This is a genomic window from Emticicia aquatica (genome assembly GCF_923079645.1).
GTDB lineage: Bacteria > Bacteroidota > Bacteroidia > Cytophagales > Spirosomataceae > Emticicia > Emticicia aquatica.
The window spans coordinates 24,701-38,405 of sequence record NZ_CAKLPY010000001.1 but is presented as its reverse complement, the minus strand read 5'-3'; the positions used below and the strand labels follow the sequence as shown (position 1 = coordinate 38,405).

The window sequence follows — 13,705 nt, the reverse complement described above, 5'->3', positions numbered from 1 at the left end:
CTCACAATTGACGAGAAATAACAAAAACAGCACAGTCAACAAGTTTCTTTGTCAAAATAGTATTAAAAAAAGAAATATTATTGCAGAATAAATAAAATAAACTCAATAGTTTTGCTAAATTAATCAGACAATGATGTTTTCTGAATAAAATTCAATTAAAAAAAGCCAATAGTTAACCGCTAAAAGCTAACAGACTTAGAGATATGAAGCCGTTTTTAGACGAAGATTTTTTACTACAAACCAAAACTGCTCGCACACTTTACCATGAGTATGCGAAGAATATGCCCATCATTGATTACCACAATCACCTTCCGCCAGACCAAATTTTGGGCGATAAGGTTTTTGATAATATCACGCAAGTTTGGCTCTATGGCGACCATTATAAATGGAGAGCCATGCGAACCAATGGCATCAATGAAAAATATTGTACAGGTGCAGCTTCTGATTACGAAAAGTTTGAAAAATGGGCAGAAACAGTGCCTTATACACTTCGTAATCCATTGTATCACTGGACTCATTTGGAATTACAACGCTATTTTGATGTGCATGAAGTATTAAATCCAGCGAGTTCGAAAAGAATTTACGACGATTGTACAGCAAAAATCCAAACACCCGATTATTCTGTAAGAAATCTTTTGGGGAAAATGAACGTCGAAATCGTTTGTACGACCGATGACCCGCTTGATTCGCTTGAATTTCACCAACAATACCATAAAATTGAAGGTGCAGGAGTAAAAATGTTACCAGCTTTCCGTCCTGATAAATTTATCTTGATTGAAAACCCGAATTTTTCTACATACATTCAAAAATTAGGCTTAATCGTCAACTTTGAAATCAATACTTATGAAGATTTATTGAAAGCTCTTCGTATGCGTGCAGATTTCTTTGTTAGTGTTGGATGTCAAATATGCGACCACGGTTTAGAGCAATTATATGCCGCTGATTTTACTCCAGAATTGGCCAATGCCGCTTTCCAAAAAGCAATTTCAGGAAAAACACTTAGTGCAGAAGATGCCCTTGTTTTTAAATCGGCCATCTTACATGCTTTGGGTGTAATGTACCATGATTTGGGTTGGACGCAACAATTTCACTTAGGTGCTTTGCGTAACAATAATACCCGTGCTTTGAGAGTTTTAGGCCCTGATACGGGTTGGGATTCAATCGGTGATTATTCTCAAGCGATAGCCCTTTCCAAATTTTTAGGTCGATTAGACGAAAATGACCAATTAGCCAAAACCATTATTTATAACCTTAATCCTGCCGATAATGAAATCATTGCAACCATGATTGGCAATTTCAATGATGGTTCAATTGCAGGAAAAGTACAATTTGGCTCAGGCTGGTGGTTTCTCGACCAAAAAGATGGTATGGAAAAACAAATCAACGCCCTTTCAAATATGGGTTTATTGAGCCGTTTTATCGGAATGTTGACTGATTCAAGAAGCTTTTTGTCGTTCCCTCGACATGAATATTTCCGCCGAATTTTGTGTAATATTCTAGGAAATGATATCGAAAATGGCGAAATTCCGAACGATATTAAATGGACGGGGCAAATCGTACAAAATATTTGTTACAACAACGCCAAAGATTATTTTGGATTTTGATAAAAACTATTGGCGATTAGCTCAAAGAACAACCTTTCGCAAAGAGAGTCGCCAATAGTAAACAGCAAAAATATTCAACCCTAAAAAAATATGGAAAAAATCGGAAAGTACCGCTGGACTATTTGTAGTCTGGTCTTTTTTGCCACCACAGTCAACTACCTTGACAGACAAGTAATCAGTCTTTTAAAATCGGTTTTATCACAAGACCTAAAATGGGACGACGGCGACTACGCCAATATCGAAATTACATTCAAAATTTTCTATTCGTTCGGTATGCTCGTGGCTGGAAGCATTGTTGACAAACTCGGCACAAAAAAAGGCTATGGGTGGGCTACTGGACTTTGGAGTTTAGCAGCAATCGGACACGCATTTGCCAACTCAGCCTTTGGTTTTATGATTGCCCGAGCAGCTTTGGGCCTTACTGAAGCGGGAAATTTTCCTGCGGCTATCAAATCAACTGCCGAATGGTTTCCTAAAAAAGAAAGAGCTTTAGCAACAGGTATTTTTAACTCTGGCACTAATATCGGAGCGATTGTAGCACCGCTGACCGTACCGTTGATTGCCGTTGTTTGGGGATGGCAATGGGCATTTATCATTACAGGTTTGATTGGCTTCATCTGGCTAGTTTTATGGCAAATTTATTACACTTCACCGAAGGATTCTAAAAAATTAAGCAAAGCCGAGTTTGACTATATTCATTCTGATAAAGAAGAGGAAGAAAATATCAAAAATGAAGAAAAAGTACCTTGGATTAAACTTTTAGGGTTTCGCCAAACTTGGGCGTTTGCTTTAGGTAAATTTTTGACTGACCCCGTTTGGTGGTTTTATCTTTTTTGGTTACCAGATTTTTTGCAAAGCGAATACAAACTCACTTTGATTGAAATTTCTGTTCCAGTTGCGGTTGTATATATTATTTCTACGATTGGAAGTATTGGTGGCGGCTATTTGCCAATGGCCTTTATCAACAAAAATATGCCTGTTTTCAAAGCTCGCAAAACATCAATGTTGATTTTTGCACTATTTGTTATTCCTGTTATTTTTTCACAATTAGCTGGAAAAACAAATATGTGGTTGGCAGTTCTCGTGATAGGAATTGCAGCAGCGGCTCACCAAGCTTGGAGTGCCAATATTTTCACTACGGTATCAGATATGTTTCCTAAAAAAGCTACTGCTTCTGTTGTTGGTATTGGTGGAATGGCAGGCGGTTTAGGTGGTATTTTACTCACATGGGCTGTACAAAAAAATATGTTTGTTTATTACCGTAGCATCAATCAAATCGAAACAGCTTATTATATTATGTTTGCTATCTGTGCAGGAGCTTATTTATTAGCTTGGCTCATTATGCACCTTTTAGTACCGAAAATGAATAAAGTCGATATTTAACTAAAAAGCAGTAAGGTAAAAAAACTTACTGCTTTGATATTCTTTTTAACTATGAAAAAAACATTAATCATCGCTTTATTGCTAATCTTTGGTCAAACAGCTTTTGCACAAAATACCAAAGCCGATGTAGAAGCACTCGAAAGACAACGATTTGCAGCACAGGTATCGAAAGACTACGATTTTCTTGAAAAAATCTTTGCTGACGACCTAGTATATACGCATTCGAGTGGAAAACAAGATAACAAAACCACTTATATTGCTTCAATAAAAGAAGGTAAAAGTGTCTATAATAAAATTGATGTAGAAGAAATCGTCGTAAGAGATTACGGTAAAATGGCCGTTGTGAATGGAAAAATCATGATTGAACAACCTTCTGCCGATGGAAAAACAGTTTTGCTTCATTTACGCTATGTAGTTGTCTATGCAAAAAATGGCAAAAAAGGCTGGCAACTGAATACTTGGCAGTCGCTAAAATTAGCCAATTAATTGATTGATTAACGTGATATTAGATATAGGATTTTAGGAATAAAAAAAAGTTTTTCCAATCTTATAATCTTGTGTCTAATATCTCGATTTTCATAGTTTTTCCTTATTTTTGAAAAAAAACTAAAATTGCTATGAAAAACCTTTCTATTCTTTTTTCCTTCCTATTTTTATTCTTTTTAACTGGCGTAAATGCCCAATTACCACAAACACTAACGGCTGCTAAAAACCCTGAAGAAGCTGGTTTTTCGAGCGAAGGTTTAAAGAAATTAGATGCTCACTTTCAAGAAGTTATTGATAAAGGAATTGCCCCAAATATTGTTACTTTCATTGCAAAAAAAGGTAAAATTGTACATTTTAAAGCTTTTGGATACAGTAATCTTGAAACAAAAACTGCTCTCAAAAAAGACGATATTTTTCGAATTGCCTCACAATCAAAAGCCATTACAACAGTTGGTCTTTTAATGCTTTTTGAAGAAGGAAAGTTCTTTCTTGATGAACCTATTTCAAAGTATATTCCTGCATTCAAAAACCCAAAAGTTTTGGTTAGTTATGACGAAAAAGACCCTCAAAAATATATCACTCGCCCAGCTAAATCAGAAATTACCATTCGACAATTATTAAGCCATTCGGCAGGCATTCCTTATGAACACGCTTTGCAAAATTTGCCCGAATTCAAAGTTCCTTTCTATTGCTCAACCGAAAAAGAATTGCTTAAAGATGTTGTCGATAAAATTGCTGCTCGTCCGCTCGTTGCTGACCCTGGAACAAAGTTTGTTTACGGACTCAATACCGATGTACTCGGTCGATTAATCGAAATACTTTCAGGAATGCCTTTTGATGAATATTTACGTAAAAAAGTGCTTACACCTTTAGGCATGAATGACACTTATTTTTACCTTCCTAATAGTAAAGCACCTCGTTTGGTAGAACTTTATTCAAAAGAAAATAGAAATGATGATTTGACGGTTCATGACAATGATACTTATCGAAAATTCGCTGTTTCAGGAGCAAAAACTTATTTATCTGGCGGTGCTGGACTTTTGAGTACCATTGAAGATTATGCAAAATTTTGTCAATTTTTGTTAAACAAAGGCGAATTTAATGGTAAAAGATTATTGAGTCGTTCAACCGTTGATATGATGGGACGAAACCAAATAGGTGAAAGTTTCGTGTGGGACAGGCAAGACAAATTTGGTTTGGGTTTACAGATTATTACGCCCGAATCTCGTTATGGTGATAACGCAACACCTAGCTCGCTAACTTGGGGTGGGATGTATTGCTCAGAATATACAATTGACCAAAAAGAGAAGACAATAATGCTAGTTTTCACCAATGTTCATCCATATGCTTATTATTCGGACATCGTAAGAAAATTCAGGATTTTGGCGTATCAGGCAATGCTTTAAAATAGCTAAATTTATATTTTATAGAAACTTTTCAAGTAAAAATCTTTCTTTAATACAATTTTCTGGCTTATTTTACAGCTCGAAAAAAACAATACGAATATAATGGAACATCCATTGATGGGCGTCGGTGTTGCTCTAATTACACCATTTGACCAAAATCATGAAATTGATTACGATGGGTTTCGTCGCTTACTCGAATTTACGAGTGAAGGTGGCGTTGACTACCTCGTTGTTCAAGGCACTACGGGCGAAACCTCTACTACTACTGCCCAAGAAAAAGCCGATTTATTGAAATTCACGAAAGAACATAATGCCAAGAATCTGCCAATCGTATATGGCCTAGGTGGAAATAATACAAAAGTAGTTCTTGAAACTATTAAGAACACCGATTTGAGCGGAGTTTCGGCTATCTTATCCGTTTGTCCTTATTATAATAAACCATCTCAAGCGGGTCTGATTGCTCATTTCACAGCCATTGCGGATGCTTCGCCAGTTCCTGTTTTATTATATAATGTGCCAGGGCGAACAGTTACGCATTTACAGATTCCGACTGTTTTAGAGTTAGCAAAACATCCGAATATTATTGGAATAAAAGATGCCAGTAGTATTGAAAATGCCATTGAATTAGCCAAACGATGTCCAAAAGATTTTCTTTTATTATCGGGCGATGATAATTTGGTAACAGCAGCCGTAAGTATTGGTTTTAGTGGAGTGATTTCTGTAATTGCTAATGCTTTCCCAAAAGAATTTGGAGAAATGACTTGGGCAGCATTAAAAGGCAATTTTGATGAAGCTGCCGCTCTTCAGCACCGATTCTTAGATTTTGATACTTTGCTTTATGCAGAATCTAATCCTGTGGGAATCAAGAAATGTTGTGAAATAAAAGGAATTTGTAGCTCTGAAGTTCGTTTGCCATTAGTAAAAGCTTCCGAAGAATTAGGTGCAAAACTCACCAAAGCAATGAACGCTGAGAATTTCTGGAAATAATATTTTTCTTATTCATATAAAAAACCGTAAGCAACACTTACGGTTTTTTTGTATCTAAAATGTTACTTACTATTCGGTTTCCTCACTTTTTATTTTTATTCCGTGAACCATCAAAGCATCACGCACAGAAATGTTAATTTCAAAGCCTAAAATCAAAATCAAGGCAACCAAATAAATCCAAACCATAAGAGCAATCAATGTTCCGATTGAACCATATAATTTGTTGTAAGAGTTAAAATTAGCTAAATAAAATGAAAATAAATTAGTTACTAAAATACCTAAAACAGAAGAAATTAACGCTCCAAAATTAAAAAAACTAAGGCGTTTATGCACAGCTGGGGCAAAATAATAAATAGCACAAATACCCAGATAAAAAATCAGGAAAATCCCTCCATAACGCACAATTTGAAGCAAATAAAAGTTAAAATCTTCATTGAGAAGACCTTTATCGAATAAAAAATCAATCACAATTGTTCCAACAACCAATACCAAAATTGCACAAATCAACACAACAATCAATAAGACCGTAAGAAATAAAGCCATCATTCGAGCTTTCAAATAAGACCTTTTTTCTCGTACTTGTAAAGCCATATTGAATGCTCTCATCAAGGCCATCATTCCGTTGGTTGCAGCAAAAACAGTAAAAAAGAAACCAAATGATAACACATCGCTTCGACGACGGCTCACAATGTCTTGAATTGTAAACGATGTATTTTCATAGATTCCTTGGGGCATTGCATCACGCAAAAACTCCATAATAAGGCGGTCAAGATGCTCGATAGGAATGTACGGAATGAGCGTAAATAAAAATATTACCCCAGGAAAAACAGCCAATAAAAAGCTATACGAAACAGATGCCGCACGCTGGTCAATATCGAATGTTATAATTTTTTTCCAGAGTATTTTAAGAACATGATAAAGCGAAACCGTGGTATCCCACAGATAGATACTTTGAAGAAATTTAATGATGCGTTTCAAGGAAAAGTATATCGTTGTTTCCACAAAGATGGTGATTTTTAGTCAAATTTAGTAAAAACAAACTAAATTAGACGCAATTATACATTTCCAAAATACTTGTATGGTAATATTTAGCTCATTTTAAAACAACAATTCGTTGTTCAATCGTTGACCCATCTAAATAAATTTTAATAAAATAAGTGCCGTTTTGAATCAGCCTTGGTAGTAAAAAAGTCTTTTCCGCCGTTACAATATTGCTTTCCTCGGTTAATATTCTGCCCAAAGTATCAATCATCTCAAATCGCCATGCACTACCTGCTTGCCCATTCACTTTTATCAAAATACCGACTTCGCTCGGATTTGGACTTATGGTTGCAGAAACTCTTTCGGTCGTATTTAATTCTAAACTCGTTATCGTCGTACTTGGTGGATTAATAATTATACTTGTATTCCCAATTTTTTTATCCGAAAGTTCATTCAAATAACATTCAAGATTCGTGTAACCATTCACTCCCGTAAACTTTTTAGAAAGTTGTGTACCATTATGGTCTTCAAGATTTGGGTTTAATCCATTAGCGGTTTCCCATTCGTTAGGCATTCCATCGTTATCACTATCAATTGGAGCCGTTGGTGCTGTTATAAAATCTAGCTGAAACGCATCGTTGAAATAATCAACTCCATCAATAATTTGTGAAGCAATTACGTTTTGAGAAATTGGATTTATCAAACGTCTATCCATTGGGTCACGGGGGAACGCTCCCACATTTTTGATTACATATTGTTGCAAATCAGCCGCTAAAGTTGTTGAAATGAGTGGAAAAGCATTTCTAGTACCCAATCTTACTGCCGAACCTAAATCAGTATTAGGAGCATTTACGTTAAAATCATTGCAACAATAAAACAACTGATAATCAGCATATTGTGCATAATTTCTCATTTTATTTCCCGAAACGAACAGATTATTATTTGGGTTATTTATAAAATCAGAGGTTGCCAAAGGACCATTATAGTTGTTTCTGGCAACCGAAAAATTATTCGTATAATTCATATTTAAACGAAAATTTTGGCAATCACTTCCACCCGTTGTACATGAATTATACCAAGTCTGAATCTGTTGGTCCCATAAAAGATTAGAAGAAACCTCAATATTTAATGGATTTGAGCTACAAAAAGGCGATTCGCAAGAAATCTCAGGAAAACGCCCACCTATTCTGTTCCAAACATTATGATGAATACTGATATTATCTTGTTGATGCGTTGCCGTTGAATAATTCAGTAGCATTCCGCCCAAATAAAAATGCTCACCCAAAGTTTCAGCAAGCATACAATTTTGAACAGAAATATTACGAGAATTTGAAATCTGTACACTTTCATCAATCGCATTTGCAAACGAACAATGGTCAACAATGACATTTGATGCACCATCAAGCCTTAGACCATCATCCAAAACATATCCTTGATTGGGCAAAACTTGGGTTGGCTTTGGTCTCGAACGTAAATGGCGAATGATTACGTTCCGAGAAACGGTGTTTTCTTCATAAATTTCATCCAATACTATCCCTCGAACAATAATTCCACCTGGTGACGTCTGTCCAGCAATCGTTACATCACCCTTGAAAACCTCCGCCGCACACGGAATCACCCCGCTCACTTTGAATAAAATATACTTCGCTCCCGACTGATTTAGTCCAAATTGCAACGAGCCTGCACCCGAACAATTTAGGTTTGTAACATAATATACGCTCCCGCCACGACCGCCTGTGGCATTTGCTCCAAAACCCTCCGCCCCTGGAAATGCAGGAATTTGGCTATAACAACAACTGATTTGTAGAAGAAAAATGATGAGATTTTTCATAGAGATTTATTTAGGAAAGTTTCATAAAAAATGATTTGTCAAAAAACAAGCACAAAGTTTAGTGGAGTATTTTGATAGTCAATTTTGTGTAGAGCTAATAAAAATATGAAAAATTAAACTATTCTTTATCTGAATAGTAATTTTTTACTTTATTCAAAAATAGGAAGCATATTTTACTTATTGAAATAACCTACTAATTTCGTTTGTTTATTCCTTATAAATTTGCTTCGCACTTGCCCAAAAACCAACCAATGGTCCAAGACATAAAATAAAAAATACACTTAAGTTAGAGGGAAATTTTGACAAAAGAAAATCAATCAATTGAATCGAAACTATCGTTATAGCAAAGCCGATACTAGTAACCAAAGTAATGATACTTCCACGACGCTCTGGCAAAGCAAATCGAGAAACAAGCGTAGAAAACTGCGGAGAATCCCCCACAACGGTTACCCCCCAAATGAACATCAAAATAGTAAACAAAACAAAAGAAGAATCAATACAAAATGGTAATATAACGCAACAAACTGCCGAAAGTATCAGTTGAATCAACGCTATTTTTCCACTGCCAAATTTGAGCGAAAGTAATCCTCCAAGCCAACAACCCAAAAATCCTATGGCAATAATACTGAAAGTAGCCATTGGAATATTTATTTGATACTCGGAATGGGATGCAGCATAAATTTTCCAAATTATGGGCAAAAAAGTCCAAAAAGTATATAATTCCCACATGTGACCAAAATAACCGAAAGCCGCAGCACGTAGTTTGGGGACTTTAAATAGCACAGATAATGCTTTCACAGAAAATTTATTTCTTTGTGATGGCAATGATTTATCTGGTAAAAGCGTCCAAAGTAAAAGTCCACCAACGAATGAAATAACACTAATACAAAATAAAAACTCTTTCCATGGAAGTTCAAAACTAATACCTTTCAACAGATACGGAAAAGCTTTTCCTAAAACCAAAGCACCTACCAAATATCCCATCGCTCGACCTAAATCTTTGCCGTACCAATCGGCCGCTATTTTCATTCCGATTGGATAAATTCCTGCGAGAAAAAGACCTGTCAAAAAGCGACTCAATAAAACCGTAGAAACATTGAGAGGAATAACGGTTACACTCAAATTCGCTAACGCTCCTAAAAGAGCAGAAGCCAAGAAAAGTCTTGAACTTAAAACTCGTTCGGGTACGGCAAAAATAGCATTCATCAACGTACCAATAATAAATCCTAATTGTACCGACGACGTGAGCCAACCGCCCAGTTTTACGCCTAATTCTGACTCAATTTGCCCCACAACAGCATTTCCAGAAAGCCAAAGTGTTGTTCCAGCAAACTGAGCAAAAATCAAAACCAATAAAAAATAAGATGGGCGTTTGGAGCTAATATCCATTTTAGATGAACTTTTTAAATCATACCCTACTCTTTTTCGTAAACTACAATCACCGACTGCCCAATAGCATCTTTTTTGAAAAGGAAATAAACTGGTGAAAGAATTTTACTCAATAAGAAACTTATTTTGAAAAGTGAATAAGATTTATCGTCATTTCGCACGAAATTTTTAAAGGGTATCCCTAGTATTTTACGGAGAGATTCATAAATCGTACATTGCAAATAAAATACATGGTGAATTCTATGTAATTTTTCGTGAATAACAGCCTTTAATTTTATTGGAAAACTTTTTTGCATTTCAGTGAAAACTGCATCTCGCCAACGAGTAATATGATGCGGTGGAGCATTCAAAAATAGATTTACTCCGAAGCGTAAAAAAGTATCTTCACTCGGAACTGCAAATATCAATTTACCTCCTTTTTTAAGGCATTTCAACGATTCTGTAATAAATTGGCTTGGTTCAGGTACGTGTTCGAGCACTTGAAAATAACATGCTACATCATATTTTTCGGGGTTTTGTTTGGCAAAATCCTCGATTGATTGATTGATGACATTTAGGCCTTTCTTTTGTGCAATGGCAATGGCATCTTCGTTAAATTCAAGTCCAACATAATTATCAGTTGTAATATAATTCGTAAAATTTCCTTCACCACAACCAATCTCCAACACACTTTCTCCACTATTAATGTGTCGAGCGGCCATTACGAAATCTTCTTTTTCTTTCAGATAATAACCATTTATTTTCTGTTGTAATTCACCATAAAAAGCTCCATCACCGACAGCGGGTGGAGTAAAATAAAGTAATTGGCACGAGCCACACTCGCAAAGATTTAAGTCTTTGGAAGTAAAAAACTGCTTAACTTTTATACCTTTTTGTTCATATATTTCTTTCAAAATAGACGGTTCTATTTCTTCTAAAACCTTTACATCGCTACTATTGCACAGGATACAATTCATCTTTATTTTATTTGTAACCACAATTTGGGTCACATTTTTAAATTAATAATCAAGCTTCTTTTTTTGAACGAATTTCAATAACTACTGCCCCAACAATCAACAAAACCATAAGAATTGAAGCAATTAAGTCAATTTTAGCTCCAATAGCCACCGATTTTGGCTGAAACTTAAACTCTACCTTATGCTTTCCTGCAGGCACAACCATTGCACGAAGCACATAGTTCGCTCTAAAATGTGGCGTTTCTTTACCATCTACGAAAGATTTCCAATCTTCATTGCCACGATAATAAATTTCAGAGAAAATAGCTACTTGGCTGGAAGCAGAGTTTGATTCGTAGGTTAAATGATTGGGTTTATATTCTGTCAATTTAATTATTGCCGTAGAATCTTGTTTCAAAGTTTTTTCAGTAAGATATTGCTTAAATCTTTCATCTACAAAAGCAACTGAGCGAGGGTTAAAATTACCAACTGCTTTGATTTCTTCATCTGCATTTTTAACTATTTTAATTTCCCCTACAAACCACGCATTTCCTAAAGCATTCGGATTAAGTTGAGCCACTGGATTTCCGTCTTGCCCTGGTGTTATAAAATATTTTGTGTTGAGCATATCAAAAATCGACAAATTATATTTACCATCTTTTGTAATGGCATTGTCGTATAACTCTTGGATTCGCTTCAATTTTGCACCATGATACCCACCCACCGATTTATGAAAATATGACGCTGTTGCATCTGCAAAAAAGCCTTGATTTGTGGCCATATCAACCACTCTAAAATCAGGGTCTTTGTCTTGCATAATTTGTTCATCGGCAGGAGAAGGATTAAACACCTCAGCAATTCGTGATTTTGGTTGAAAATCATCATTATTAAAATATCTTTTATCAACCAAAGCAAGGTCTAATGCCAATAAAACACCCAAAACAACTACAAAAACCGTAGTTTTAATTTTTTCGGTTGTAAATGCCCAAAGTAATCCAGCCGAAATAATTAACAGAAAAATAGAGCGAAGCAGATCGCTCATTACCATCGATTGACGGTCAGCAATGAGCGAAGTTGAAAACGAATTGGCAAAGTCTTGTCCATTTGCTTGAGCCATTCCTTTCAACATTTCAGCATCACCTGCTGCAACAAAATCAAGCGATAAATAGCCAACAATCATTGCCAAAAAGAGTCCACCTAAGCTGTATATCAGTGGCTTTTTCAATTCAGCAAATGTCATTTTATCATCCATGATTTTTTTAATGCCAAGCATTGCTCCTAAAACAAAACACAAATGCATGAGCGTAACAACCATTTTACTATCTCTAAATTTATTAAAATAAGGAAAATAGTCGAACATGAAGAAATTGAAACCACTAAAACTAGCTCCCCAACTGATAAATAAATATAAAATAGAAGTCAATAATAACACATATCGAAGGCCATCTCGCAGGATAATCATTCCCAAAATAAACAAAAACAAAATGATTATTCCCGAATAATTAGAGCCTGAAACGAAAGATTGCGGACCAAAATACAAGGGCAGATTAGAACTAAATTGCGATGCCGCAGCTTGGTCAACACCCTTATTGATGAGCATTTTATATGTTTCAGACTTTTCACCTAAATTCTCTCTCGACGCCCCTCCCACAAAATTCGGAGCTAATAAAGTTAAGCTTTCTATTTTGCCTGGACTGTATGAAAAAGCATAATCTCGACCCAAGCCATCGGCTGATTGATTAAGATTTCCTAAAGTCAAATCTGATTTACCACGAGTGGTTTCTTTTGAATAAACGAAGTTGTTCCAAAGGTGCATTCCATGCGTACTCATGCCAATTAACGAGCCTACAAACACAATAACGTAAGCCTTTAATAATCCGCCAAAATTGCCTTTTTTAACATGCAAATAACTTTCAAAAAGCACGTAAATTCCTAATAAAAAGAATAGATAATAAGTTATTTGTGGGTGATTTCCGTAAAACTCCATTGACATAAAAAAAGTCGTCAATGCTAATCCTAGCAAATATCTTCCTCTGAAAACTGCAATAAATGATGCTAAAACAGCAGGAGCGAAAGCAATGGCAATAATTTTAGAAACATGACCCGCTTCCAAAAATAATAGATTATAAGTATTTAATGCGTAGGCAATTGACCCGAAAAAACCAAGCCAATTGTTTACCTTAAGCACTCGCATTAAAACAAAAAACCCGAGCATCAGCAGTATCAAAACATTGGCTGGCGACGGAATGCTATTCATGTAGAAAGACCCTATTTTTGTTGGCAAACTATTCTCATATTCACCAGCAACCATGAAACCTGGCATCCCTCCAAACATTGAATTCGTCCACCAAGCCCACTCGCCCGTTTGCTTATGAAAATCATTTAATTCTTTTGCCGATGCAGCTGCCATTTGAGTATCGTGCATCGCAAGTCTTTTTCCTTGCAAAAGTGGAGAAGCATACATAAAGCTGACAACCACAAAACCAACAACTGCGATGAGATGAGGGAAATATTTTTTGAACATTGTTTAAAAAAATAGGATGGATAATAATCTTTTACTTTGTATAGCAAGTTTCCGACTTGCCAACACAATTATCAAAATTGTGCTACAATTATATTACAAAGAACGCAAAGAAAATTAATTTAAGTAGGAACAAGACCAAAAATCTTTACGAACTTTGTGCTAATATCAACAAAACTGAT

The 13,705-nt window shown here is 35.6% G+C and carries 10 protein-coding genes; 5 read left to right on the top strand and 5 right to left on the bottom strand.

The genetic code is table 11. The features are described from left to right. The first annotated feature begins 203 nt into the window (after positions 1-203). The 5 genes from uxaC (at position 204) to dapA (ending at position 5,866) form a co-directional block, all read left to right on the top strand. Positions 204-1,604 carry a glucuronate isomerase gene (uxaC, locus tag MJQ71_RS00115; protein WP_238803682.1) on the top strand — a complete coding sequence of 467 codons (1,401 nt, stop codon included), beginning with the start codon at positions 204-206 and terminating at the stop codon, positions 1,602-1,604. A gap of 90 nt (positions 1,605-1,694) precedes the next feature. Continuing rightward, entirely contained in the window at positions 1,695-2,987 is a 1,293-nt protein-coding gene (locus tag MJQ71_RS00110; RefSeq protein WP_238803681.1) for an MFS transporter, read from the top strand. A gap of 51 nt (positions 2,988-3,038) precedes the next feature. Then, a complete protein-coding gene (locus MJQ71_RS00105; protein ID WP_238803680.1) occupies positions 3,039-3,473 on the top strand; it encodes a nuclear transport factor 2 family protein in 435 nt (144 codons plus the stop codon). 131 nt (positions 3,474-3,604) lie between these two features. Continuing rightward, positions 3,605-4,879 carry a serine hydrolase domain-containing protein gene (locus MJQ71_RS00100; protein ID WP_238803679.1) on the top strand — a complete coding sequence of 425 codons (1,275 nt, stop codon included), beginning with the start codon at positions 3,605-3,607 and terminating at the stop codon, positions 4,877-4,879. Between the two features lie 102 nt (positions 4,880-4,981). Next, entirely contained in the window at positions 4,982-5,866 is an 885-nt protein-coding gene (gene dapA / locus MJQ71_RS00095) for a 4-hydroxy-tetrahydrodipicolinate synthase (RefSeq protein WP_238803678.1), read from the top strand. 69 nt (positions 5,867-5,935) lie between these two features. Here the strand turns inward: dapA and MJQ71_RS00090 are convergent, their stop codons facing one another. The 5 genes from MJQ71_RS00090 to MJQ71_RS00070 form a co-directional block, all read right to left on the bottom strand. Further along, a complete protein-coding gene (locus MJQ71_RS00090) occupies positions 5,936-6,868 on the bottom strand; it encodes a YihY/virulence factor BrkB family protein (protein WP_238803677.1) in 933 nt (310 codons plus the stop codon). Between the two features lie 91 nt (positions 6,869-6,959). Further along, positions 6,960-8,678 (bottom strand): T9SS type A sorting domain-containing protein, encoded by a 1,719-nt coding sequence (locus MJQ71_RS00085; protein WP_238803676.1) that lies wholly within the window; start codon positions 8,676-8,678, stop codon positions 6,960-6,962. 207 nt (positions 8,679-8,885) lie between these two features. Beyond that, positions 8,886-10,067 carry an MFS transporter gene (locus tag MJQ71_RS00080; protein WP_238803675.1) on the bottom strand — a complete coding sequence of 394 codons (1,182 nt, stop codon included), beginning with the start codon at positions 10,065-10,067 and terminating at the stop codon, positions 8,886-8,888. A gap of 26 nt (positions 10,068-10,093) precedes the next feature. Next, positions 10,094-11,023, bottom strand: a complete 930-nt coding sequence (locus MJQ71_RS00075; RefSeq protein ID WP_238803674.1) for a class I SAM-dependent methyltransferase — start codon at positions 11,021-11,023, stop codon at positions 10,094-10,096. Positions 11,024-11,072: 49 nt separating this feature from the next. Continuing rightward, positions 11,073-13,526 carry a YfhO family protein gene (locus MJQ71_RS00070; protein ID WP_238803673.1) on the bottom strand — a complete coding sequence of 818 codons (2,454 nt, stop codon included), beginning with the start codon at positions 13,524-13,526 and terminating at the stop codon, positions 11,073-11,075. Positions 13,527-13,705 lie beyond the last annotated feature (179 nt).

What these genes read in the sequence shown, in the direction of transcription:
- MJQ71_RS00070 (WP_238803673.1), bottom strand. Translation starts at nt 13,526, where the DNA reads ATGTTCAAAAAATATTTCCCTCATCTCATCGCAGTTGTTGGTTTTGTG.
- MJQ71_RS00085 (WP_238803676.1), bottom strand. Translation starts at nt 8,678, where the DNA reads ATGAAAAATCTCATCATTTTTCTTCTACAAATCAGTTGTTGTTATAGC.
- MJQ71_RS00080 (WP_238803675.1), bottom strand. Translation starts at nt 10,067, where the DNA reads ATGGATATTAGCTCCAAACGCCCATCTTATTTTTTATTGGTTTTGATT.
- MJQ71_RS00105 (WP_238803680.1), top strand. Translation starts at nt 3,039, where the DNA reads ATGAAAAAAACATTAATCATCGCTTTATTGCTAATCTTTGGTCAAACA.
- MJQ71_RS00075 (WP_238803674.1), bottom strand. Translation starts at nt 11,023, where the DNA reads ATGAATTGTATCCTGTGCAATAGTAGCGATGTAAAGGTTTTAGAAGAA.
- dapA (WP_238803678.1), top strand. Translation starts at nt 4,982, where the DNA reads ATGGAACATCCATTGATGGGCGTCGGTGTTGCTCTAATTACACCATTT.
- uxaC (WP_238803682.1), top strand. Translation starts at nt 204, where the DNA reads ATGAAGCCGTTTTTAGACGAAGATTTTTTACTACAAACCAAAACTGCT.
- MJQ71_RS00100 (WP_238803679.1), top strand. Translation starts at nt 3,605, where the DNA reads ATGAAAAACCTTTCTATTCTTTTTTCCTTCCTATTTTTATTCTTTTTA.
- MJQ71_RS00110 (WP_238803681.1), top strand. Translation starts at nt 1,695, where the DNA reads ATGGAAAAAATCGGAAAGTACCGCTGGACTATTTGTAGTCTGGTCTTT.